Genomic DNA, 23,594 nt, shown 5'->3' with positions numbered 1-23,594 from the left:
AGCAGCGTTGCGGGCTTGGCTGATCCGACCCGATTGTGTCGAGCATCATAGCATCCGCCAATCGGCGGGGCTCTTCAATTCGAAGATGCCCTGAACCTCTCGCCGTGACGGATCGGCCTTGCGCCGCCGCATCGACTTGTGGATCGCGCGCAAGTGGTTGCGGACCCTGCCGCTATGCTCCCTGGTCACATTTCCGGCATGGCGTCGGTAGTAGATCGCGACGGCGTCCAACAATTCGTAGTTCGGTCCCGCCTCGAAAACGCGCAGCAGATAGTCGGTATCCTCAGCCTGCTCGAAATCCTCATCGAACTCGCCCGTCCTGTCGACAAGCCCTCTGCTGAACACGGCGGCGCTCAGCGAAATTCCCCGAAGCGTCATCGTGTGGCTATCGACAGCCGGCTCCAGCCGCTCATCGTCAATCCTGTCAGCCAGCGTCATCAGCGAATAAGTCAGCTCGAGGCCGGGGTCTGCTCTGAAGCGCGCAAGGTCCTTCTTGAAGCGCCCGGCCGGCGAGATATCGTCCGAATCCAGGAATGACACGAACTCCGCATCCGGCGGCAGTTGCCGCAGCCCGGCGTTGCGCGCCCTGGCCACGCCCATGTTGGATTGCTGGAACAGTCGGATGCAGGGGTTTTCGCGCATCATCGAGCGCACGGCCTCAGCAGAGCCGTCGGTCGAGCCGTCGTCGATGACGATGATGTCGAGATCGGCGGCGTCCCGCTGCCGCACCAGCGAGCGCAATGCCGAAACGACATAGCGCTCACGGTTGTAGACGGGCATTATCACGCTCAGTTTCACGAAGCGCCCCGCGTGAGAAAGTCCGCAATCGTGCCGGCTATCTCCTGTGGCTGCGTCCCCAGCGACAGACGATAGCACGGCAGCAGGCGGGTCAGGTCGCTGAAGAAGCGAAAGCCGCTCTCCCGCTCGCCCGGCATCTGCGCTATGCCCGACGGCGCCAAGGCGATCATGGCATCCCTGCGCGACACCGGCAGGATCGAACTTGCCCCACCACCGCCGATATGTGGCGCCAACAGCGCGACGATGTCGAGAGTTTCAGGCACCGGCCGGGGAGCGATGTCATCAATGTGAAACGCATATTTGCCTTGCCAGTTAAGCGGGCCATGCGCCGGCAGCCGGTGCTTCAGCCCAAGCCGAGCGAATCCCTGGGGATCCTGCTTGAGTGTTGAAAACAACGGGCGGGCAGTCACGCCCTTGGAGAGGTCGATCAGCACATAGTCGTCGCCGACGCTGTCCAGTCCGTTGAGGAGGCCGGCGGCGACGGTTCCAGATTTCCCGGCCCCGCCCGCACCGGCCAGCAGCACGCCCTTGCCATTGGCGCCGAGCGTGCCGGCATGGGCAAGGCGCATGCCGCGCGCCCCATATTCCCAATGGAGGAAGGGGCGCAGCGGCGCTCCCGGCTCCCACGGTGGAAAGGCATCGGCCGAAGCCATCAATTGCACGCCAACGCGACGTTGCGGATCATAAAACTGCCAGAAATCCAGGTCGTGAAAATGGTTGCCGCGCAATCCGGCCTCCGCCAGCCGGGTGGCGAACCCATGCTGCGTGAAGGGCCCCTGGCCCCAACTGACCGGTGCCGCGATGCCGTCTATGCCGGGATGTGCGACGAAGACGCGGCAGATGTCGGCAGGCGTTCGGTTGCCCGGAGCAGTGACAAAGCCATGAGCGACGGCATCCGCCAATGCGCCGGCGCTGACATGCGCGCTCAAATCCAGATGCGGCAAGCCCGCCTTGCGGGTCAGTGGATAATGCGCGGCGCTGCTCTCTGCTTGCGCCAGGACATGGCGTGCGTAGTCAACCAAGTTTTCGAGAGTGACGTTCGGCATGGGTTTGCCTATTCCGGAGCTGTCCGGCAACGAGAACCTGATGGGCGCTTCAGTTGGCCTGCTTCACCGCGGGCCAGCCGAGGGGCTCCTCGACCTCGTGGATGGGATCGACGACAATGAGATCGGCGAGATCGTCATGGATGTCGACCTTGAGGGGCTCTCTGGCAGCGGCGAGCTGAGCCAGCAATTCGCTTGGAGCCGGTCTTGCCACGCCATCGGTTACGGCCGCCAGCAAACCGAATTCGAGCAATTGTGAAACAAAGCCGTCAATTGCGGCGGCATCGAGGGCGCCAATTCCGGTCGCGGCGCCGACCAGTTCGGAGGCAGGCACGCCGGACGACAGTGCATCCCAAAGTCTGCTGCCTGAATCAGAGAAGCCGAAATATTTGCCCGTGGTCAGGTCAAGAACGACGGCTTCGCCGTCGAAGGATTCAAAGACGATATCCTTGCTGGCAATGGCATAGATGCCGGATTGTCGCATGTTTGCTCCCCCGCCGAGCAGGCCGCGGAGATGATCTTCGGGCCTTACGGTCAACCCCACCGTTGCAGGCGTCTAACCATTTGCAGGGTTTTTGGCAAGATGGCGCAGACTCGGGCGAGCGCAGCCGGTCACGCTTCGATTTCAAGCGCAGAAAGCGGCTTCGAGCAACAGGCGAGGATAAAGCCGTCCTCGATTTCGTGATCGAGGATGCCGCCATTGTGACTCATCTCGACGTCGCCCGCGACCTTCCTCACCTTGCAGGTGCCGCACAGGCCGAACTCGCAGGCGGCGGGAATCCGCACCCCAGAGGCGCGTGCCGTCTGCAGCACGGTCTGGCCGGCGACGCATTCGGCATCGACATCGGAAAGCGAAAACCGGATCGGCGTCACGGCCTCGACGGCAACGGCGGCGCCGTCTTCCGGCAGTGGCGAGAACGGCGCCTGGATCTCCTCCACGGCAGGCGCCGCAAAGCTTTCCTGATGGTATTTCGCCATGTCGAAGCCGGCGGCGTTCAGCATGCCGCGCACGGCGCGCATGAAGGGATCGGGGCCGCAGCAGAAGATCTCGCGCTCACGGAAATCGGGCGCCAGCAATGGCAGCCGGATTGCGTCGATGCGGCCCATATGGCCGAACCAGCCCTCGCGGCTCGACCGCTCCTCGATCATGAAGCCGAGCGACAGGCCGGGCATGCGGCTGCCGAGCAGCTCGAGTTCCTTGCGGAAAATGATCTCTTCCGGGCGGCGCGCACAGTTGACGAAGCCGACATCTGTCCATGGCGCACAGTCGTTCAGCCAGCGCAGCATCGACATCATCGGCGTCACGCCGGAGCCCGCCGAAATGAACAGATATTTGGCCGCCGGGTGGCTATGCAGCGAGAAGTCGCCGGTCGGCCCATAGGCCTTGACGTGCGAACCGGGCGTCAGATGGTCGAACATCCAGCGCGTGCCGGTGCTGCCCGCCTGCGCCTTCACCGTCACCGCGATCGAGAACGGCCGCGATGGCGAGGAGGACAGCGTGTAGGTGCGCATCAGCGGCCCGTCCGATGTCGGCAGTTCCAGAGTCACGAATTGGCCCGGCTTGTAGCGGAACCAGGTCTGGTTGTCGGAGCGGAAGGTGAAGGTCTTCACGTCAGGCGCTTCGTCACTGACGCCGATCACTTCCAGCACCTGCAGCCTGTCGTTCCAGGGCGTCATCTGGTCGAGATGGCGATAGAGGCCAAGGTCCGTCATCGCATTCATCCTCTTGTCCCCTGGGCTAGGCGACGCTGCGCAGGGCCGGCCGGTCGCCTTCGGCAAGGCGCGGTCCGATGAACGACGCGTACCACTCGACGAACTGGATCACGCCGCCCTCATGCAGCTCCGAATAGGGGCCTGGTTCGTAGGCCGGCGACAAGATGCCGAAGGCGTTTTCCTCGACGATGCGGCGGTCCTGGTCGTTGGTCTCGGTCCAGACATGGGTAAGCTCAGCGAGATCGTAGTCGACGCCTTCGACCGCATCCTTGTGGACGAGCCATTTTGTCGTCACCGCGGTTTCCGTGGCACTGATCGGCAGCACGCGGAAGGTGACGGCATGGTCGCCGAGGATATGGTTCCAGGTTGTCGGATAATGATAAAGCAGCAAGGAGCCGATGCGGTCGGTTGAAACGCTGTCGGACAGGTTCTTCTGGACCGCCCGTTTTCCCGTCATGGTGTAGCTGACGGCATCGCGCAGCAGCGGCGCGCGGGTGGCGCGGTACTGCCCTGCCGGATCGATGCGGAATTTGCTCGGCAGGCCTGATGCCTCGCATTTGGCCCAGTGCGCGACCATTTCAGGGTCGCTGTCGGCGCCGTTGACGCCGGTCACGGTCGGAGCCTCGGGGAAGGTCTTGCACAGCTCAGGATGATTGGCGGCGCAGTGATAGCACTCGCGGTTGTTTTCCCAGACCAGCTTCCAGTTGCCCTTCTCGACGATCGTGCTCTCGAAGGCGATCTTTGCTTCACGCAACCGGTGCGGCAAAAGATAGGGTTCGATCATCGCCCGCATCGGCGCGAAATCCGCCGGCTCCTTGGCCAGACAGATGAAGATGTAGCCGCCGACGCTCTCGCAGGCGACCGGCTTCAGGCCGAAATCACTCTTGTCGAAACCGTCGGCCATCTGGCGGGCAAACAGCAGGCGGCCGTCCAGCTCATAGGTCCATTGATGATACGGACAGACGAGCTTTGCCGCCGTACCCTTTTCCGCGTTGCACACGCGGCTGCCGCGATGGCGGCAGGAATTGTGGAAGGCGTTGATCTTGCCGTGCTGGTCGCGGACAAGGACGACCGGGTAGTCGCCGATCTGCACGGTGATGTAGCTGCCCGGCTTCGGCAGTTCGCAATCATGGCCGATGAACAGCCAGTCGCGATACCAGATCAGCTCCATGTCGAGCTTGAAGTAGTCTGGATCGGTGTAGAAGGGCTGCTCCAGCGAAAAGCCTTGCCGGTGCCCCTTCAGGAGCCTCAGCATGTCGTTGCGGGTATCCATGTCCTGTCCTCGTTTCTAAGGACTGAACTGGTGGTGATGGAGGAAGGATTGAAACGCAGGCCGGCTAGGTGCCAGACATGCGCTATCCACCTCTTGACCGCCCACCGCGATCAGTCGAGTCTAACAATCTCGGGCTGGTTTCCGGGCTCTGGAGTTGTCCTTGCGGACCATCGCGACACCTTCCCAGGCAGTTGCCCAGTGGTCTCCCGTTGCGACTTGAACTCCACCACCGTTGCGGGGGCAGCGCCGGATTCTGACCGGCTTCCCAATTCTCCGCCTCGTCGTCACGAAGCGGCACCTGAGATGGTATGATCTAACCACGATCGGGGGCGCGCCGTCGGCATGAAAACGACATCGTATCCATGCGGCGCGACACGGCCTGCGAACGTTCCCGCAGACCGTCGCGGGCTGAAATCCACCTCCCGGATGGCCATTTTGCCGGCTGCGATATCCCCGAATCGGAGCCCTTGGCGGGGTCAAAAAAGGTTAACGGTTTCGAAAAGTGACTATTAGCTCGATCTAAAATCGAACCGAACGGTTCGTTTCTGTTGACGGTGCGTGCAGGACGGTGTGAACGCTGGGCCTCTGAAACAGTCAGTGATCCATCCAGCGGTTACACTTAACATGCTGATATAAAGAAGAAAAATATACCCGTAGATTCCCTTGGTACAATTTCAAGGTGTGGATTCATGGTCCACACGGAACAACTTCGTGATTGGAAAAGGCGGGGTTGCCCTCCCACATCGGGGCTGTCCGAACGACGCGATTTCATTTCCAAGACACGCCGCTAGACGGACGGAAAAAGACGATACTGGAGTACAAAAATGAAAAAGATCATTCTCACTGCCGCAGCCCTTCTGGCCATTTCCGGCAGCGCCTTCGCTGGTAGCGACCACTACGGTTCGAACGCCGCGGCAGCCACTGCTGTCGACAGCTCGTACACCGCTTCGACCAAGAAGTCGGAACCGGCTGCTCAGGCGCCTGCCCAGGGTGCTGACCGCAACCTCTTCGGCAACAACTAACAGCCGATTCCCAGTTGACGGCGGGCTCGCTCGCCGCCCTGGCGAACTTCAGACATTCGAAATTCAGACATTCAGGAGTATTTAAGATGAGCAAGATCCTCATTGCTGCCGCCACCGTTCTGGCCATCACCGGCAGCGTTTTCGCGGGCAGCGACAACTACGGTTCGAACGGCTCCAATCAGCCTGCCGCTGCTGTGGACCAGTCGTACACGGCTTCCACCAAGATCTCGGAACCGGCTGCCCAGACGCCCGCTCAGGGCAGCGACCGTAACCTCTTCGGTCGCTAACAGCCAATTTCGCAACCGACGGCAGCTGTGTCTGCCGTCCTGGCGAAATCCAGAATTCAGGAGACTAAAATGAACAAGATCCTTATTGCTGCCGCCGCCGTTCTGGCCATCACCGGCAGCGCGTTCGCCGGCAGCGACAACTTTGGCTCCAATGGCGCCAATCAGCCTGCGGTTACTTCGGTTGACAGCGCGCATACGAGCTCGGTCCGCAACAGCGGTGGCCTCGTCGAGAAGCTGCTCAATTCGTCGGGCGACGTGGAGAAGTCCGCCCCTCAGGGCAGCGACCGGAATCTCTTCGGCCGTTAACAGCCGAAGCTGATCTTCAACAAAAGAGCGGCGGGCCTAGCCCGCCGCTCTTTTTGCGTCCAAGACGCGGTCCTGCCTCAGGCCGCCTTCGCTTCAGCCTCATGAAGGGCAAACGACCGTCCGTCAGCGTCGAAGATATGCAGGTCCTCGCCATTGGCGCTCAGCCGCAACGTCGAACCACGCTTGACTTCGACATTGCCGGGCAGCTTGGTCACCAGCGGCAGGTCGGCGCGACCGATGTCGACATAGACCAGCTGAACCTCGCCGAGCTGCTCGACATAGTCGACCGTCCCCTCGAACAGATAGTCCGCGCCGCTGGCGATGATCAGGTCCTCCGGCCGCACGCCAAAGCTCACCGCAGCACCCTTCGCCGAAGCAGGCGTTGCGATCGGCACGGTTGCCTTGCGTCCGCCGACATGGCTGACGACGGTCGGATTGCCGGTCTTTTCGATGGTCGCGGGCAGGATGTTCATGGCCGGCGAGCCAATGAACTGGGCAACGAACAGATTGCCGGGCTTCTTGTAGAGATCCATCGGCGTGCCGACCTGCTCGATATGGCCGTCCTTGAGCACCACGATGCGGTCGGCCAGCGTCATCGCCTCGACCTGATCGTGGGTGACGTAGATCATGGTCGTGTTGGGCATCGATTCCTTGAGCTTGGCGATTTCGATGCGGGTGGCGACGCGCAGCGCGGCGTCGAGGTTCGAAAGCGGCTCGTCGAACAGGAACACCTTCGGATTGCGCACGATGGCGCGGCCGATGGCGACGCGCTGGCGCTGGCCGCCTGACATCGCCTTGGGCAGGCGGTCGAGATATTTGGTCAATTGCAGGATCTCGGCGGCCTGACGCACACGGCGGTCGATCTCGGCCTTGTTCTCTTTGCCGATCTTCATCGAGAACGCCATGTTGTCGTAGACGGTCATGTGCGGGTAGAGCGCGTAGGACTGGAACACCATGGCGATGCCGCGCTTCGACGGCGGCACGTCGTTCACCACTTCGCCGGCTATTCTAAGCTCGCCGGAGGTGATTTCCTCGAGCCCGGCGATCGATCTCAGCAATGTCGACTTGCCGCAGCCCGACGGGCCGACGAAGACGATGAACTCGCCCGACTTAATATCGAGGTCGATGCCGTGGAGAATGTTCAGATTGCCGTAGGACTTCTTCACTTGTCTTAGCGTGACATCGGCCATTTGGTTCCTCCAGTGATTGGAAATTCAGTCGAGACGCCCGAACCAGGCGCCGTAGCCGCCAAGCTCGATGGAACCGCTGTTCGCCTGCCCCGAAAATCCGTGCCCGGGCAGAGGTTGCAGCGATCGGCCGCCAAGGTCAACCTTGGCCGGCCGGGCTCCCAGATTGAAGATGCAGACGATCTGCTCATTGCCCGCGCGGCGTATGAAGGCGACGGTGTCGCCCTCACTTTCGATGAAATTGATGTCGCCCTTGGCGAGCGCCGGATGGGCACGCCGGAAGGTGAGAAAGCGCCGGTAGTGCTCAAGCAGCGAAGCCTCGTCGCCCTGTTGGACATTGACCGCTTGCGCTAGATGCTTGGCCGGCACCGGCAGCCAGGGCTTTGCTGGGGAGAAGCCGCCATTCTTGGCGCCGCCATCCCACACCATCGGTGTGCGGCAGCCGTCGCGGCCCTTGAATTCCGGCCAGAAGCGGATGCCGTAGGGATCCTGCAAATCCTCGAACCGCAGCTCTGCTTCACCGAGCCCAAGCTCCTCGCCCTGATAGATGCAGACCGAACCGCGCAGGGACATCAGCAGCGCCGAGATGACCTTGAGGTAGGCGGTCGGGTCGGCCTCATTGGCCGCCCAGCGCGAGGCCGGGCGCATCACGTCATGGTTGGAAAAGGCCCAGCACGACCAGCCGTCGCTGGCGACCTTGCCGAAGGATTCCAGCACCGAGCGAACCTTGCCCGCGCTGATCTTTTCCGGCGCCAGGAAATCGAAGGAGTAGCACATGTGCACGCGCTTGCCGCCGGCGGTGTAGGCGGCAACCACTTCAAGCCCGCGCTGCGAATCGCCGACCTCGCCGACCGCTGCGGTTGCCGGATATTCATCAAGCAGGGCACGGAACCGTTCGAGGAAGCCGAGGTTCTCGGGCCGGCTCTTGTCGTAGAGATGGTCCTGGTAGTTGTAGGGGTTGACCGCCGGCGCGGTCTGGTCGTTGCGCTCTTCCGGCGGCAGCGGCGGATTGTTTTCCAGGCCCTGGCTGTGGAAGTAGAAATTGATGGTGTCGAGCCGGAAACCATCGACGCCGCGCTCCAGCCAGAAGCGGGTGACGTCGAGCAATGCGTCCTGGACTTCGTGGTTGTGGAAGTTGAGGTCGGGCTGTTCGGCCAGGAAATTGTGCATGTAATATTGCTGGCGGCTGGTGTCCCATTGCCAGGCCGAGCCGCCGAAGATCGACAGCCAGTTGTTGGGCGGCGTGCCGTCCGGCCTGGCGTCTGCCCAGACGTACCAGTCGGCTTTCGGGTTGCTGCGGCTCGACCGGCTTTCCTTGAACCATGGGTGGTTGTCGGCGGTGTGCGACAGCACCTCGTCGATCATCACCTTCAAGCCCAGCCTGTGCGCCTCGCCGGTCAGCGCGTCGAAATCGGCCAGCGTGCCGAACATCGGATCGACATCGCAGTAATCCGATACGTCATAGCCGAAATCTTTCATCGGCGACTTGAAGAACGGCGAAATCCAGATGGCATCCGCGCCGAGTGCGGCGATGTAGGGGAGGCGGCCTATGATGCCCTTGAGATCACCGATGCCGTCGCCATTCGAGTCCTGATAGCTGCGCGGATAGATCTGGTAGATCACCGCGCCCCGCCACCAGTCGCGATCGATGGCGAGGTCAGGCTTCGAGCTGGCCTTCAAAGCGGATTGCATCGTCTCAGCCTCCTTTCACCGAGCCGGCAAGCAGCCCGCGGACAAAATAGCGCTGCAGCGAGAAGAACACGATCAGCGGCACGATTATGGTCACGAAAGCCGATGTCGTCAGAATCTCCCAGTCGCCGCCGCGCGAGCCCAACAGCGCGTTGAGCTTAGCGGTCAGCACGATCTGGTCTGCCTCTGTACCGAGGAAAACCATCGCCACCAGCAGATCGTTCCATACCCACAGGAACTGGAAGATGGCAAACGAAGCCAGCACCGGGAACGACAGCGGCAAGACGATCTTGACGAAGATCTCGAAATCGCTGGCGCCGTCGATGCGCGCCGATTCCATGATTTCGCGCGGCAGGCCGGCAATGTAGCTGCGCAGCAGGTAGATGGCGAAGGGCAGGCCGAAGCCGGTATGCGCCAGCCAGATGCCGAGATAGGTCTTCGACGGCATGCCGAAGAACGAGCCGACGCCGTTGTAAAGTTTCAAAAGCGGGATTAGCGACATCTGCAATGGCACCACCAGCAGGCCGATGATGACCGCGATCAGCAGCGCCCGGCCGGGAAACCGCATCCAGGCCAGCGCATAAGCGGCAAAGGCGGCGATCAGGATCGGGATGATTGTCGCTGGGATAGTGACGGTCAGAGAATTCATGAATGACCGTCCGATGCCTTCGGAGAACAGCACGGTTCTGTAGTTGTCGGTGGTGAATTTCGGCGGCGCCGACGAAGCATAATAGACACGCTGGCCGCGATCGCCTTCGAACGCTTTCGGGGACTGCATGACGAAGCTGCCGTCGGCATTGAGTTGAAAGGTCACCCCGTCACCGAGATCGGCTGTGGTGCCGGCGGGATATTGCGTCGGTGCCGCCGATTTGACGCCGAAGGCGCTGATGTCGCGCTTGGCGCCGTCGCCGAAGATATTGCCCTCGAGGAGGAACTTGCCGTCTTTCTCGACCTGCGCCGAGGCGGGCGGCAGCCGGCCGGCTTCCGTCTGGGTGGAACTGGCGAACGAGTTCCACCATCCCGAGGCGATGATCTGGTTCTTGTCGCGCAGCGACGAGACCAGGATGCCGAGCGTCGGTATGGTCCAGATCGCGACGAAGACGAGCACGGCGATGTGGACGCCAAAGCGGCTGGCGAAGGAATTTCCGGTCGCGACGGCCATCTCAATGTCCTCCCGTCTCTTTGTTCGCCTGGCGGATGTTCCAGACCATGATCGGAATGACCGCGATCATGATGATGATGGCAATGGTGGCGCCGCGGCCGAAATCGCCGCCGCCGCGGAACATCCAGTCGAACATCAGATTGGCCAGCACCTGGCTGTTCCACTGGCCGTTGGTCATGGTCAGCACGATGTCGAACACTTTGAGCACCAGAATGGTGATCGTGGTCCAGACCACGGCGATGGTACCCCAGATCTGCGGCACCATGATCTTCCAGAAGATCTGGAACGGATTGGCGCCGTCGATGACGGCGGCTTCCAGCGTTTCCTCGGGGATGCCGCGCAGGGCGGAAGACAGGATGACCATGGCAAAGCCGGTCTGGATCCAGATCAGGATGATCATCAGGAAGAAATTGTTCCAGAACGGCAGCGATATCCAGACCTGCGGCTGGCCGCCGAAATGCTGAATGATGGCGTTGAGGATGCCGATCTGCGTCTGGCCTTCGCCGCGATATTCGTAGATGAATTTCCAGATCACGCTGGCGCCGACGAAGGAGATCGCCAGCGGCAGGAAGATCAGGCTCTTGGCGATCGTGCCCCACCAGATCTTGTCCGTAAGCACGGCGATGATCAGCCCAAGGAAGGTGCAGGCGGCCGGCACCACCGCCAGCCAGACGATGTTGTTGAGGATCGAGTTGCGGAACTCGCGATCGCCGAACGCCCATTCATAGTTCGCCAGGCCGACGAAATTTATGCCGCTGCGATCGAGGAACGACAGCCGCAGCGTCTCGACCACCGGATAGATCAGGTAAATGGTGAGGATGATCATCGCCGGACCGACGAACAGCCATGGCCGGACCAGCCCTTGCCGGCGCAGATTGTCGATGGCCGCGGCACCGGCGACGCCGCGTGATGGGAATATCAGGTCGACCAGCCTGTTGGCGCCCCAGAAATAGGCGACGCAACCGCCGACCCCGATGATGATGACAGTTATGGCCGAGAAAATCTGAGCCGCCATGGGTCCCTCTCCCCCTGCGCATGACCCGACAAGGAATGACCTTGGTGACGGGGACCAGGCGCCGATTCAGTTGTTTGGAGCACGTCATCGGCGGTTTGCGCACATTGCCGATCGCGCTTCATGTCAATGCGCTCATGACGAAAGGCTGCGGCACGGCCGCCGTCGGATCCGGGCCAGTACGGCCCGGACCCAGTGCGAGAATGGTTGGTCGCTTACGTGCCGGCCGCTACTTGATCGCGTCCCAGCTCTTCTGGATGTCGGTGGCGACGTCCTGCGCCGACTTGCCGCCGACCAGGTCGATCATGCCGGTCCAGAAGGCGCCGGCGCCGATCTTGCCCGGCATCAGGTCGGAACCGTCGAAGCGGAAAGTCGAGGCATTGGCGAGGATTTCGCCCTGCTTCTTCAGCGCGTCGCTGGCATAGGCATCCTTGTTGACCGACTTGAGCGGCGTCACGAAGCCGCCTTCGGCCATCCAGATCTCGTGGGCGAGCGGCATCTTCAGGAATTCGATGAACGCGCGCGCACTCTTGCTGTCCTTGGTGATCATCGCCAGCGTACCGGCGCCGAGCACCGGCGTGCCCAGTTCAGGCTTGGAGGCATAGGGCGGGAAGTAGAAGAAGTCCGCGTCCTGGCCGACCTTGGTGCCTTCCGGGAAGAAGGTCGGGATGAACGATGCCTGGTGGTGCAGGTAGCATTTCGGCGGCACCGAAAAGAGACCCTTCGGACTGTCGCGGAAATCGGTCGCCGCAACCGCCTTGGCGCCGCCGTCGACCATCTTGTCGTCGGTGGCGATCTTGCCGAAAATGTCGATGGCGTTGACCACTGCGGGGTCGTTGAACGGGATCTCGTTCTTCACCCATTTGTCGTAGACCTCCGGAGGCTGGGTGCGCAGCATCAGGTCTTCGACCCAGTCGGTCGCCGGCCAGCCGGTGGCGCCGCCGGAGCCGAGGCCGATGCACCACGGCTTGCTGCCATCGGCGATGATCTTCTTTTCGAGATCGGCGAGTTCTTCCTGCGTCTTCGGCACCTTGTAGCCGGCTTCCTCGAAATTATCCGGCGAATACCAGACCAGCGACTTCACATCGGCCTTGTAAGGGAAGGCGAAGAAGCCCGGCTTGCCGTCCTTGTCCTTGAAGGTGCCGAGATCGACCCATGACTGGCCGGCACCGTAATTGTCCTTGACCCATTTGGCGGTGTCGTCACCGAGCGGCGTCAAAAGGCCCTTCGACGCCAAGTCCTGGATGAGGCCCGGCTGCGGCAGCACGGCGATGTTCGGCGGGCTGCCGGCCTGTGTGTCGATGACAATCTGCTGCTCGTAATTCTCCGAGGAGGAGTATTTGATCTCGACGCCGGTGGCTTCCGAGAAATAGTCGAGAACGCCACGCACCAGGCCTTCGTCCTCGCCGCGCCACGGTCCGAAGATCGACAGCGTCTCACCCTTGAGGTCGACTTTCTTGAGCTCTTCGTAGTTCGCCCAGTTGAAGCGCTTGTCTTCGCCGGGCTTGAACTTCAGTTCGGCCTGCGCGGGCGCGTTCAGGGCGAACGTGGCAAAGGCAGCACCCAGCAAAAGCATTTTCTTCATCGGTATTCCTCCCAGTGGGTCTCACACACCGGACGGAACCTCCATTCCGCCCGCCGACGCCGCAGGACTGTGACTCAGTCGGAAAGGAACCGCAACCTTTCGAAGAGTCTTCCAAAGCGCTTTGGCTTTTTCGATCACGCCATTGAATTGCTAGGAAGTCAAGAGGCCGGCGGATTAATCGATTAGGTTCGCGCATTTGCACCCCTAGAAGTGCGCTGCAATATACTATTATGGCGATGCAGCAGCAGTTTTTGTTTCAAACACGCCCGAACCGCGTCTATGGTTCGGCTTGGTATGGCTCGGCCCCGCTGGGACTTGGGTCGATTCAATTTAAAAGCGCTTTGAGGGAATGGAGACCTTTCGTGAACCTCAAGCAGCTCGCCCATATGCTGGCACTTTCGCAAACCACGGTAAGCCGTGCGCTGAACGGCTATCCCGAGGTCAACGAGGAGACGCGCAGGCGTGTCATGGATGCCGCCAAGCGCCATGGCTATCGTCCCAATCCGAGCGCGCGCCGGCTGGCGACCGGCAAGACGGGCATGATCGGCTATGTCCTGCCGACCGGTGCGTCCGTCGACATCGATCCGCATTTCGTCGAGTTCCTGTCCGGTCTTGGCGACTATGCCCGCTCGCACGAGCTTGACCTTGTGCTGTCGCCGGCCGACGCCGACGACCAGGAGACGACCTACCGGCGCATCGTCGCCAACCGGCAGGTCGACGCTGTTTATATCTCCTCTCCAAGGCCCGCTGACCGGCGCGTGGCGCTGGTCAACACGCTCGGCATTCCCTTCATCGTCCATGGCCGCAGTGAGGGCTTCGACTTCGAGTATGCTTTTACCGACATCGACAATGAGGGCGCCTTCCACGAAGCAGCCAGGCTGCTGATCCAGCTCGGTCATCGGCGGCTGGCCCTGATCAACGGTGACGACCGCGAGACCTTCGCTATCCATCGAGAACGCGGCGTGCGCCGGGCGCTCGCCGCGAGCGGACTGTCATTGAGCGAACGCCATGTCTGCTCGGTCGAAATGACCGAGGAGAACGGCTATCGCGCCACCAGGCGCTTGCTGGAAGAAGGCGACGCGCCGACGGCAATCGCCTGCTCCAGCCTGATCATGGCGCTCGGCGTCGTGCGCGCCGTGCGCGACCTCGGCCTGAGCATTCCGGGCGACGTGTCGCTGATCGCCCATGACGATGTCTTCCCCTGGCTGAGGCCGGAGAATTTTTCGGTGCCGCTGTCAACGACGCGTTCATCGATCCGTCTGGCCGGCGCCCGTGTCGCCGAGCGGCTGGCGGCACGGATTTCCGGCCTGGAGGAGGGCGCTCGCGGCGAGGTCTGGCCGGTCGACCTGGTGGTTAGGGGATCGGTGGCGGGGGCGCCTGTTTAGAACTGTCTCCCGAAGCGCTGCAAGCGCCGACCTTACTCCTTCGCAGCCCCTGCCGCCTTGATGTCCAGCAGCCCGTAGCCGAAATCATTGTCGCGTCCCTTTGGGCCGAGATCCCTGGCCGTCGCCGCGAGCGCTTTCTCGATGTCGTCGGCCGAACGATCGGGCGCGGCATGGATGAGATTGGCGATGGCGCCGCTCACGATCGCCGCCGCGAATGAGGTGCCTGTGACCACGTCCGAACCGCCGCCGCTCGGCGCCACCATCTCGACGCCGGGCGCCGAGATGAAGACATAGGCGCCGCGATTGGCCTGCGGCATCAGCCCATCCTTGGCGTCGGTGGCGGTGACTGCGATGACACCATCGAAGGCCGCCGGATAGCCATAGGGCGCCTTCGGCCCGTTGTTGCCGGCTGCGGCGACCAGCACCATGCCGAGTGCGCGGGCATTGCGGCAGGCGACGCCGAGCAAATCGTTCTTCGGCCCGACGAAGCTCATATTGATGATGCGCACGTCCTGTTCCGCCGCCCAGTCGAGCGCCGACAGGATGACGTCCATGGTCGACTTGCCGCCCTCGAAGGCGCGGGCGTGATAGATTTTTGCGCCCGGTGCCATGCCTTCCAGCACGCCGACGCCGGCGATCAGCCCGTCGATCGACGTGCCGTGATCGCGCTTTTCGATCGGCACGTCGGGCATGGCGTCGAACTGCCCGGCAATGACGCCCGACAGCGCCGGGTTGGTGTCGTCGATGCCGGTGTCGATCACCGCGATGCGAACGTTTTCGCCGCTGGCCTGTTTGGAATCGAGCGCGATATGATCGAACGCATAGTTGACGATGCCGGCGGCCTGCTGCAGCGAATACACATGATTGGGCTCGCGCCGCTGTGTGCGGCCGTCGGCGGCCAGTTGCGCCAGCACGACGCCGACGGGCCGGCCGTCGGGAATGCCGAAGCGCACCAGCGTGGTGCCAAGCAGCCGCGACTGGCGCTGCGAGCGCACCTGCAGGCCGAAGGAGGCGGCGATCTGCTGCACGGCACCGGCATCGCCGTCGACGGTCACCAGCACCTCGTCGGGCACGAAATCGCCGACCACGGCGCGCCGCGGCTGAACGGCGATGAGATCGGTCGGCGAGACGATCGGGCCGCCATGCGGGGGGCCGGCTTGAGTATCGGCAGGCAGCGTCGCGGGTGCCGGCCGTGGCGTCGGCACAGGGGTCGGAGGCGCCACCGGGTTGGGAAACAGGTCGACGATCAGCGCCGGCAGGAAGACGGCGCCGGATTGGCCTGCGTCCGATCCGCCCTTTGTGTCATTGCCGTTCTTGGCGCAGTCGGCTCCCGCCGCATTGGTCCCGTCGCGGCAGTCGATTTTGGTCTGGTCTGGATTGGGGTCGTTGGTCTGCGCCGACGCGGGCACGGCGACGATTGTCATCGCCGCCGCAAGGATTGCCGCAAATCGAATGACTGCCTCAGCCGCCATCAACCGGTTTCCTTCCCTCGATCACAGTTTCCGCGAAGGGCTGGGCGGCAATAAGGCCGATTTGCCTGGTGTAGTCGGCTGCGTTGGCAGCCGGGATGCCAAGCCGGAACACGCCGTCGGCGGTCGGTCCGCCTACGATCTTCAGCCCGTTGCTGCCGAGGAAGGCGGATATGTCCGACATGTTGGCATCCGGCTTGAACTTGACCAGGGCGAACGGCATTTTCGCCGGATCGTTTTCCGCGCCGGCAATCTCGAAATCATTGCCTTTGCCGCCGGGTTCGACAAACGACTGCACCATGACCAGGGCTAGCAGAACCGCGGCTGCCGCCCAGGCGACACCGACCGGCACCGCCATGAAGCGGCCCCAGGCCTGCGCCAGCCAGGACGATCCTGCCGGCTTGCGCGCCGGCCCGGCCTCGGCGTCGAGTGCCTTTGCAAAGCGGCTGAGCGCATCGGCCGGCGGCCGGATTGCTTCGCTGGCGGCCGTGGCGCCGGAGAATTCGGCTTCAGCCTCACCAAGGGCGGCAAGTGCGGCCGGGTCGCTGGCCAGCCATTCCTCGACCGCTTCCAGGTCGGAACCTTCCAGCGAGCCGTTCAGGTAGAACGGCAGAAGCGTTTCCATTTCGTCGCGGCGCGACATTTTTTCAGCGGCACTCATGGCCACCCCCTGTCGTAACCGGCGGCCTTGAGGGCCTCTCCGAGTTTCTTGCGGGCGTAGAACATCCGGGTCTTGACGGTGGCGACCGGAATGTCGAGCACCTCGCCGATCTCGCTCACCGATTGTCCGTGATAATAGGCAAGATCGATGACGACGCGATGCTCTTCGGGCAAGGTGTCGACGAAGCGCCGCAGGGCGGCGGCCTTGTCTTCCTTCATGGTGACGACTTCCGGCGTGTCGGCGCCGTCGGGCACCGCGGCGGCGGCCTCGTCGTCGATCCAGTCTTCCTTCTTCTTGCGCAGAAAGGACAGTGCCTTGAAACGGGCGATGCCGAGCAGCCATGTCGAGACTTCGGAACGCCCTTCGAAGCCGGGCGCCTGGCGCCACAGCTCGAGGAAGACTTCGTTGGCGATATCGTCGGCCATCATTTCCGATCCCGTCTGGCGCGCCACGAAGCGGTAGACCCGCGCGTGGTGACGCATGAACAGGAGCCGCACGGCGGCACGGTCGCCCTTCGCGACCCGGTCGACGAGAGCGCGATCGGTCTCCGTCGCTGCCGTCATGGCCGGTCGAGCCGCCTGGCTCCTGTCTGCTCTGTCGCTGATCGGTCCAAAAAGGTTCATCCTCCGCCAAGGAATTTTTAGGAGGCTAACCGAAGAGCGGGGCGGTTGCCAGAGCATCCCTTCTCCCCGTCACTATACGGGGAGAAGGTGCCGGCAGGCGGATGAGGGGCGGCGCCGGCGTTCGCTGTTGATATGCGATGTTGGCGCTGCCCTCATCCTTACCCTCTTCCCGTAAAGGACGGGGAGAGGGGGACGCCAACGGAGCGCTTGTCACCCCAAAAACGGCTTCGCCTTCATCGTCTCCGGTATTGCCACACCCAGCCGGCTCAGCACTGTCGGCGCCAGCTGCAGCTGGTCGAGCAGCGTGTCGGCCTGCGGACCCTTATCTTGTCCAAAATAGTACAGCGCGAAATCCTGCATCTCGTCGTCATGGCCGCCATGATGGCCACGATCGGTCTGGCCGTGATCGGCGGTGACGATCACCTCATAGCCGGCTTCGATCCAGCGCGGCAGGAAGGCCGCCAGCATGCCGTCCATCGCATAGACGGCATGGTCCATCTCGTGGCAGTCGTGGCCGAAGCGGTGTCCCATCGAGTCCAGCGTGCAGGTGTGCAGGATGCCATAGTCGATGCCATGGCGTTTCGTCAGCATCGTCAGCGTGGCGAACAGGTCGACATCGCTCGGCGTCATCTGGTTGCGAAGATTGTAACCGGTCATGGTGTGGAAGCGGCCATGCGTGATCGGCCCGCTTGGCTCGTCGAATTCCATGTCCTCGACCAGGTCGAACGGATAGGCGCGGAAGAATTCCGACCAGTAGGAGTGGGTCACCGCCCCCGTCTTGCCGCCCGCCTTGCTGACCTCGGAGAAGATATCGGGCTGCTCGACGCGGAACCGGTTCTCGTTGGAGAGAATCCCGTGCACCTGCGGTGAAACCCCGGTGTGGATCGACGCATAGCAGCAGGCCGAGGTCGACGGCAGCACCGAGCGCATCTTCCAGACGCGCGCCTCCCCCGATTGCACCCAACCTTCGAGATTGCCCATCAGCCGGCGCCAGTTCCGGTAAGGCACGCCATCGAGGATGATCAGCAGAAGCTTGGATTTGAGCGCCATGGGCTGCTCCATGCGGTTGGCGGTTGGAACGGGAACGCCGTGTGCCGTCCCGGGCACACGGCGTTCTTGATAGATGAAATCGGACGATCAGAGTCCGCTCAAGCGTTGAGCCAGCACTCGGCAAGCGCGTAGCCGTCCATCATTTCGCCGATAGGGCTCTTGGCATAGCCGCCGATCTTGTTGATGGCGGCCGCGTCGATGAACTGGTTGAAGAAGGGCACGATCAGCCCGCCTTCGTCACGCATCATCACTGCCATATCGTGGTAGATCGCCTGGCGCTTGGCCTGGTCGAGCTCGCCGCGCGCGGTAAACAGCATCTTGTCGAATTCCGGCCGCTTGAAGCGCGTGTCGTTCCAGTCGGCGGTCGAGACATAGCCGGTGGAATACATCTGGTCCTGCGTGGCGCGTCCGCCCCAGTAGGAGAGCGAGAAAGGCTGCTTGTTCCAGACCTCAGACCAGTAGCCGTCGCCGGGTTCGCGCTTGATCTCGATCTTGATGCCGGCTTTGGCGCAGGACTGCTGATAGAGCTGTGCGGCATCGACGGCGCCCGGAAAAGCGACGTCCGAGGTGCGCAGCACGATCGAGCCGCTGTGGCCGGATTTCTTGTAGGCTGCCGCTGCCTTTTCCGGGTCGAACTTGCGCTGTTCGATGTCGGCGGAAAACAGCGGATAGGCCTCGTTGATCGGGAAGTCGTTACCCACCGAGCCATAGCCGCGCAGGATCTTTTCCAGCATCTCGTCGCGGTCCATGGCTAGCTTCAGCGCCATGCGCAGGTCGTTGCTGTCGAAAGGTGCGGTGTCGCAGAACATGTTGAACGGATAGTAGCCTTTGCCCGAGACGTTCTCGATGGAAACGCCGGCGATGCGCTTGACCAGATCGACGACCTTGGGTTCGACGCGGTTGATCATGTGCACCTGGCCGCCCTGCAAGGCTGCAAGCCGTGCGGTCGCATCATTGATGACGATGATCTCGACCTGGTCGGCATGGCCGGCCTTGTCGCGCAGCCAGTAATTGGCGAAACGCTCGCCGCCATGGCGCACGCCGGGCTGGTTGACGCTAACTTTATAGGGACCGGCGCTGATGCCGGCGTTCGGATCGTCCTTGCCGCCATTCGGCTGGATGGTGAGATGATAGTCGGCCATCAGATAGGGGAAGTCGGCATCGGCGTCGCCGAGCGTGACGATGACCTCCTTGCCGCTCGCCTTGATCCCCTTGATGTTCTTGAGGATGCCGAGTGCTCCGGACTTGGACTTCTCATCCGCATGTCGCTCGATGGTGGCGGCAACATCCTCCGCGCCGACCGTCTTGCCATTGTGGAACTCGATGCCGTCGCGGATCTTGATTGTCCATGTCTTGGCGTCGGCCGAGGCGCCAATCTCCTCGGCAATCAGGTTGACCAGCTTGTTGTCCGGTGTGAGGCGCACGAGATACTCGCCCCAAAGCTTGCCGAAGCTGAAGGTAACCTGGCTGAGGTTCAACGCCGGATCGAGACTGTTGGTGGATTCACCGCCCTGCAGGCCGGCCTTGATGATACCGCCCTTCACCGCCGTCTGGGCAAATGCCTTGCCGGCCAGCGCCGGCATCAGGGCCGCCGATACGCCGAGCGCGGCGGCGCGCCCGAGAAAGGCGCGACGCGATATCCGGCCTTGACCGGCGAGTTCAGCGAGATAATCGAATTCAGTCTTCATGTCCTACCCCTGTTTAAAAGTCGTGCGAGCGGCGCTTGTCCCGAAGGACGTGTGGCGTTCTAGTGTTGCATCCGGATGACGGTCGCCGGCGCCCCGATGTGGCGGCTTGATCTGACGCGATTTCCAGGGAAGCGCCCTGCATTTCTTCCGGGAGTACTGGTCTCCAGTTTTCCCGGAATTGCTTTAGTTCCCCGCGCTGGCCATGCGCCGTCCCTTGATTGCCTTTTCCAGCCAGCCGATTTCCATCTCTGGAACCGAGGAGAGCAGCAGGTCGGTGTAGGCGTCGAAGGGCGGGCTCAGCACCTTGCTCTTGGGGCCGTAGCGCACCACCTCGCCGCGATACATCACCGCGATCGAATCGGCGATCGACTTCACAGTGGCGAGGTCATGCGTGATGAACAGATAGGCGACGTTCTCTTCCTTCTGCAGCTCGAGCAGCAGCTCGAGAATGCCGTGTGCCACCAGCGGATCGAGTGCCGAGGTGACCTCGTCGCAGATAATCAACTTGGGCTTGGCGGCAAGCGACCGGGCAATGCAGACGCGCTGCTTCTGGCCGCCGGAAAGCTCGGCCGGGTAGCGGTCGGAAAAGCCCTTGCCCATCTCGATCTTGTCGAGCAGTTCGGTAACGCGCCTGTCACGCTCGCGGCCGCGCATGCCGAAATAGAACTCCAGCGGCCGGCCGATGATGGTGGCGACGGTCTGGCGGGGATTCATCGCCACGTCGGCCATCTGATAGATCATCTGCAGCTGGCGCAAATCCTCCTTCGGCCGGTCGGCCAGCCGGTTCGCCAGCGGGCGCCCGTCGAAGGTGACGGTGCCCTGTTCGGGCGGCAGCAGACCGGTGATGGCGCGCGCCAGCGTCGACTTGCCAGAGCCGGACTCGCCGACCACGGCAAGCGTCTGTCCCGGATAGATGTCGACGGAGACGTTTTTCAGCACCTTGATATGGCTGCCGCCATAGGCGGCGGTGATGTTCTTCACCGACAGGAACGGTGCCGTGCCGGGCTTCTGCTCCTGGTGTTCGATCTCATGCACCGAGACAAGCGCGTTGGTGTATTCCTGACGCGGCTCCTTGATGATCTGCCGCGTGCCGCCCCATTCGACCAGCCTTCCATGGCGCAGCACCATGATCTCGTCGGAGACCTGGGCGACGACGGCAAGGTCGTGCGTGATGTAGAGCGCAGCGACATGGGTGTCGCGGATGGCGTCCTTTATCGCCGCCAGCACGTCGATCTGCGTCGTCACATCGAGCGCCGTTGTGGGCTCGTCGAAGACGATCAGGTCCGGCTCGGAGCAGAGCGCCATCGCCGTCATCACACGCTGCAACTGGCCGCCCGAAACCTGGTGCGGAAAACGCTCGCCGATGGTTTCGGGGTTGGGCAGGCTGAGCTTCTTGAACAGCGCAACCGCGCGCTTCTCGGCCTCGGCTCGTGTCGCGGTGCCGTGCAGCAGCGTGGCTTCCACCACCTGGTCCATCAGTCTGTGCGCCGGATTGAAGGCCGCTGCCGCCGACTGCGCGACATAGCAGACTTCGCGGCCGCGTAATTTGCGGAAGCCATCCTTGCCGCCCTTGAGGATGTCGCGGCCGTTCAGGATGACCTCGCCGCCGGTGATGCGTACGCCGCCGCGGCCATAGCCCATCGACGACAGACCGATGGTCGACTTGCCGGCCCCGGATTCGCCGATCAGGCCGAGCACCTTGCCCTTCTCGAGCGTCAGCGAGACATCGTGCACCAGCACGATGTTCTTCGGCGGCTCTCCGGGCGGGAAGACGGTGGCCTCGATGCGCAGATTGCGGATGTCGAGCAACAAGCCAGGTTTCGCTTTGGTGTCGGCCATCACCCGCGTCCTCCCTTGAGGCTTGTCGTCCGGTTGAGCACCCAGTCGGCAACCAGGTTGACGGAAATCGCCAGCAAGGCGATCGCCGCCGCCGGGATGAGTGCGGCCGCGATGCCGAAGACGATGCCGTCCTTGTTTTCCTTGACCATGCCGCCCCAGTCGGCGTCCGGTGGCTGCACGCCAAGGCCGAGGAACGACAGCGTCGACAGGAACAGCACCGCGTAGATGAAGCGCAGACCGAGTTCGGAAACCAGCGGCGACAATGCGTTGGGCAGGATCTCGCGGAAGATGATCCAGCCGCTGCCCTCACCACGCAGTTTCGCCGCCTCGACATAGTCCATGACGTTGATGTCGACGGCGACCGCGCGCGACAGGCGATAGACGCGGGTCGAGTCCAGAATGCCCATCACCAGGATCAGCGTCACCAGATTGGTAGGCAGCACGGACAGCACGACGAGACCCATGATCAGCGTCGGGATAGACATCAAGAGATCGACGAGGCGCGACAGCAGCGTATCGAACCAGCCGCCGAACACCGCCGCCGAGAAGCCGAGGATGGCGCCGAGCGAGAATGACAGCGCGGTGGCCAGCACCGCGATGAACAAAGTGATGCGGGCACCGTAGATCATGCGCGAAAGCAGGTCGCGGCCGAGATTGTCGGTGCCCAGCAAATGGGCAGCCGACATCGGTTCCCAGACATCGCCGACGATTTCGCCATTGCCGTGCGGTGCGATCCACGGTGCGAAGACCGCCGCCAGCACGAACAGCGTCGTCAGGATAATGCCGATCAGCGCGGGGATGGGGATGCGTTTGATATCGAGCATATCCGCCCCCTATTTCGGGTGTCTGAGACGCGGATTGGCGACGATAGCCCCGATGTCCGCAATGATGTTCAGGCTGATGTAGACGGCGGCGAAGATCAGGCCGACCGCCTGCACCACCGGCACGTCGCGTTTGGTGACGTGGTCGACGAGATACTGCCCCATGCCCGGATAGACGAAGATCACCTCGACCACGACGACGCCGACGATCAGATAGGCGAGGTTGAGCATGACGACGTTGATGATCGGCGCGATGGCATTGGGGAAGGCGTGCTTGCGGATGACGTTGAAGGCCGACAGGCCTTTCAGTTCCGCCGTCTCGACATAGGCCGACTGCATGACATTGAGGATCGCCGCGCGTGTCATGCGCATCATGTGGGCGAGCACGACCAGCGTCAGCGCTGCCGCCGGCAGGGCGATCGCCTGCATGCGCTCGCCAAAAGGCATGCGGTCATAGACGGTCGAGATGCCGGGGAAGATTTGCCATTTCACGGCGAAGAAATAGACCAGCACGTAGCCGATGAAGAACTCGGGAAAGGAGGTCGAGGCCAGCGCCAGCCCGGAGATCAGCTTGTCGACCCAGGCATTGCGATAGCGTACCGCGATCAGGCCGAGGATGATCGCCAGCGGCACGGCGACGATCGCTGCCCAGAAGGCGAGGAACAGCGTGTTCCACAGCCGTCCCTTGATCGACGTGGCGATATCCTGCCCGCTCGACATGGCCGTGCCGAGATCGCCGGTCAGCACGCCGCCCAGCCAATGAAAATACCTGAGATAGGCTGGCTGGTTGAGCCCGAGTTGCTCGCGCAGATTGGCGAGCGACTCCGGTGTCGCCGATTGTCCGAGAATGGCTTGCGCGACGTCGCCGGGCAAGATCTGGGTGCCGGCGAAGATCAGGACCGAAACGGCCAACAAGAGGAGAATGCCCAGCGCAACGCGCTGGGCCACCAGTTTCAAGATGGGTGAGGACATATCCGCAAG

At 62.5% G+C, this 23,594-nt stretch carries 22 protein-coding genes and 1 riboswitch; of the genes, 4 read left to right on the top strand and 18 right to left on the bottom strand.

Annotation, left to right across the window (positions count from 1 at the left end; genetic code table 11):
- Positions 1–45: 45 nt before the first annotated feature.
- From NKJ04_RS00375 to NKJ04_RS00355, 5 genes are all read right to left on the bottom strand, one after another.
- A complete protein-coding gene (locus tag NKJ04_RS00375; protein WP_081738946.1) occupies positions 46–780 on the bottom strand; it encodes a glycosyltransferase family 2 protein in 735 nt (244 codons plus the stop codon).
- 14 nt (positions 781–794) lie between these two features.
- Positions 795–1,844, bottom strand: a complete 1,050-nt coding sequence (locus tag NKJ04_RS00370; RefSeq protein ID WP_352672769.1) for a serine kinase — start codon at positions 1,842–1,844, stop codon at positions 795–797.
- Positions 1,845–1,893: 49 nt separating this feature from the next.
- Positions 1,894–2,325 carry a PqqD family protein gene (locus NKJ04_RS00365; protein WP_127267344.1) on the bottom strand — a complete coding sequence of 144 codons (432 nt, stop codon included), beginning with the start codon at positions 2,323–2,325 and terminating at the stop codon, positions 1,894–1,896.
- Positions 2,326–2,453: 128 nt separating this feature from the next.
- Entirely contained in the window at positions 2,454–3,554 is a 1,101-nt protein-coding gene (locus tag NKJ04_RS00360; RefSeq protein WP_352672767.1) for an FAD-binding oxidoreductase, read from the bottom strand.
- Between the two features lie 25 nt (positions 3,555–3,579).
- A complete protein-coding gene (locus NKJ04_RS00355) occupies positions 3,580–4,827 on the bottom strand; it encodes an aromatic ring-hydroxylating oxygenase subunit alpha (protein WP_352672765.1) in 1,248 nt (415 codons plus the stop codon).
- A 115-nt stretch (positions 4,828–4,942) separates the two neighbouring features.
- Positions 4,943–5,144, bottom strand: a riboswitch (cobalamin riboswitch).
- Between the two features lie 507 nt (positions 5,145–5,651).
- On the opposite strand from NKJ04_RS00355, the gene NKJ04_RS00350 reads away from it, so the two are divergent.
- The 3 genes from NKJ04_RS00350 to NKJ04_RS00340 all read left to right on the top strand — a co-directional run bounded on the left by NKJ04_RS00350 (position 5,652) and on the right by NKJ04_RS00340 (position 6,442).
- Positions 5,652–5,849, top strand: coding sequence for a DUF680 domain-containing protein (locus tag NKJ04_RS00350; RefSeq protein ID WP_013528268.1), 198 nt, complete (start codon positions 5,652–5,654; stop codon positions 5,847–5,849).
- 86 nt (positions 5,850–5,935) lie between these two features.
- Positions 5,936–6,136: a DUF680 domain-containing protein gene (locus NKJ04_RS00345; protein ID WP_352672763.1), complete on the top strand. Its 201-nt coding sequence runs from the start codon at positions 5,936–5,938 to the stop codon at positions 6,134–6,136.
- 69 nt (positions 6,137–6,205) lie between these two features.
- Positions 6,206–6,442 (top strand): DUF680 domain-containing protein, encoded by a 237-nt coding sequence (locus NKJ04_RS00340; protein WP_023813652.1) that lies wholly within the window; start codon positions 6,206–6,208, stop codon positions 6,440–6,442.
- Positions 6,443–6,519: 77 nt separating this feature from the next.
- On the opposite strand, the gene NKJ04_RS00335 is transcribed toward NKJ04_RS00340, so the two are convergent.
- The 5 genes from NKJ04_RS00335 to NKJ04_RS00315 form a co-directional block, all read right to left on the bottom strand.
- Positions 6,520–7,632: an ABC transporter ATP-binding protein gene (locus NKJ04_RS00335; RefSeq protein ID WP_352672761.1), complete on the bottom strand. Its 1,113-nt coding sequence runs from the start codon at positions 7,630–7,632 to the stop codon at positions 6,520–6,522.
- Positions 7,633–7,656: 24 nt separating this feature from the next.
- Positions 7,657–9,321, bottom strand: a complete 1,665-nt coding sequence (gene bglA, locus NKJ04_RS00330) for a beta-galactosidase BglA (RefSeq protein ID WP_352672759.1) — start codon at positions 9,319–9,321, stop codon at positions 7,657–7,659.
- 4 nt (positions 9,322–9,325) lie between these two features.
- Entirely contained in the window at positions 9,326–10,480 is a 1,155-nt protein-coding gene (locus tag NKJ04_RS00325) for a carbohydrate ABC transporter permease (protein ID WP_352672757.1), read from the bottom strand.
- A 1-nt stretch (position 10,481) separates the two neighbouring features.
- A complete protein-coding gene (locus NKJ04_RS00320; protein ID WP_352672755.1) occupies positions 10,482–11,495 on the bottom strand; it encodes a carbohydrate ABC transporter permease in 1,014 nt (337 codons plus the stop codon).
- Between the two features lie 226 nt (positions 11,496–11,721).
- Positions 11,722–13,077, bottom strand: a complete 1,356-nt coding sequence (locus NKJ04_RS00315; protein ID WP_352672753.1) for an ABC transporter substrate-binding protein — start codon at positions 13,075–13,077, stop codon at positions 11,722–11,724.
- Positions 13,078–13,439: 362 nt separating this feature from the next.
- Between NKJ04_RS00315 and NKJ04_RS00310 the strand changes: the two genes are divergently transcribed.
- Positions 13,440–14,462, top strand: coding sequence for a LacI family DNA-binding transcriptional regulator (locus NKJ04_RS00310; protein ID WP_352672751.1), 1,023 nt, complete (start codon positions 13,440–13,442; stop codon positions 14,460–14,462).
- 32 nt (positions 14,463–14,494) lie between these two features.
- Here NKJ04_RS00310 and NKJ04_RS00305 read toward each other — a convergent pair whose 3' ends face one another.
- From NKJ04_RS00305 to NKJ04_RS00270, 8 genes are all read right to left on the bottom strand, one after another.
- Positions 14,495–15,934, bottom strand: coding sequence for a S8 family serine peptidase (locus NKJ04_RS00305; RefSeq protein WP_352672749.1), 1,440 nt, complete (start codon positions 15,932–15,934; stop codon positions 14,495–14,497).
- Complete coding sequence (locus tag NKJ04_RS00300) at positions 15,924–16,592, bottom strand: anti-sigma factor (protein WP_352672747.1); 669 nt, start codon at positions 16,590–16,592, stop codon at positions 15,924–15,926. The genes NKJ04_RS00305 and NKJ04_RS00300 overlap by 11 nt, the downstream gene beginning before the upstream one ends.
- Positions 16,589–17,155: a sigma-70 family RNA polymerase sigma factor gene (locus NKJ04_RS00295; RefSeq protein WP_127268161.1), complete on the bottom strand. Its 567-nt coding sequence runs from the start codon at positions 17,153–17,155 to the stop codon at positions 16,589–16,591. Before NKJ04_RS00295 ends, NKJ04_RS00300 begins: the two co-directional genes overlap by 4 nt.
- 270 nt (positions 17,156–17,425) lie before the next feature.
- Positions 17,426–18,265, bottom strand: coding sequence for an alkaline phosphatase family protein (locus NKJ04_RS00290; RefSeq protein ID WP_023813643.1), 840 nt, complete (start codon positions 18,263–18,265; stop codon positions 17,426–17,428).
- 98 nt (positions 18,266–18,363) lie between these two features.
- The gene (locus NKJ04_RS00285; protein WP_352672746.1) at positions 18,364–19,953 is read right to left on the bottom strand and encodes an ABC transporter substrate-binding protein; all 1,590 of its coding nucleotides are present in this window, start codon (positions 19,951–19,953) and stop codon (positions 18,364–18,366) included.
- Between the two features lie 183 nt (positions 19,954–20,136).
- The gene (locus tag NKJ04_RS00280) at positions 20,137–21,792 is read right to left on the bottom strand and encodes an ABC transporter ATP-binding protein (protein ID WP_352672745.1); all 1,656 of its coding nucleotides are present in this window, start codon (positions 21,790–21,792) and stop codon (positions 20,137–20,139) included.
- Positions 21,792–22,616, bottom strand: coding sequence for an ABC transporter permease (locus NKJ04_RS00275; RefSeq protein WP_027039888.1), 825 nt, complete (start codon positions 22,614–22,616; stop codon positions 21,792–21,794). Before NKJ04_RS00275 ends, NKJ04_RS00280 begins: the two co-directional genes overlap by 1 nt.
- Before the next feature lie 9 nt (positions 22,617–22,625).
- Entirely contained in the window at positions 22,626–23,585 is a 960-nt protein-coding gene (locus NKJ04_RS00270) for an ABC transporter permease (RefSeq protein ID WP_352672743.1), read from the bottom strand.
- Positions 23,586–23,594: the final 9 nt, after the last annotated feature.

This window comes from Mesorhizobium sp. M0618 (assembly GCF_040320765.1).
Taxonomy (GTDB): domain Bacteria; phylum Pseudomonadota; class Alphaproteobacteria; order Rhizobiales; family Rhizobiaceae; genus Mesorhizobium.
Note: the sequence above shows the minus strand (reverse complement) of the source record. Positions and strands in the feature narration are given on the sequence as shown.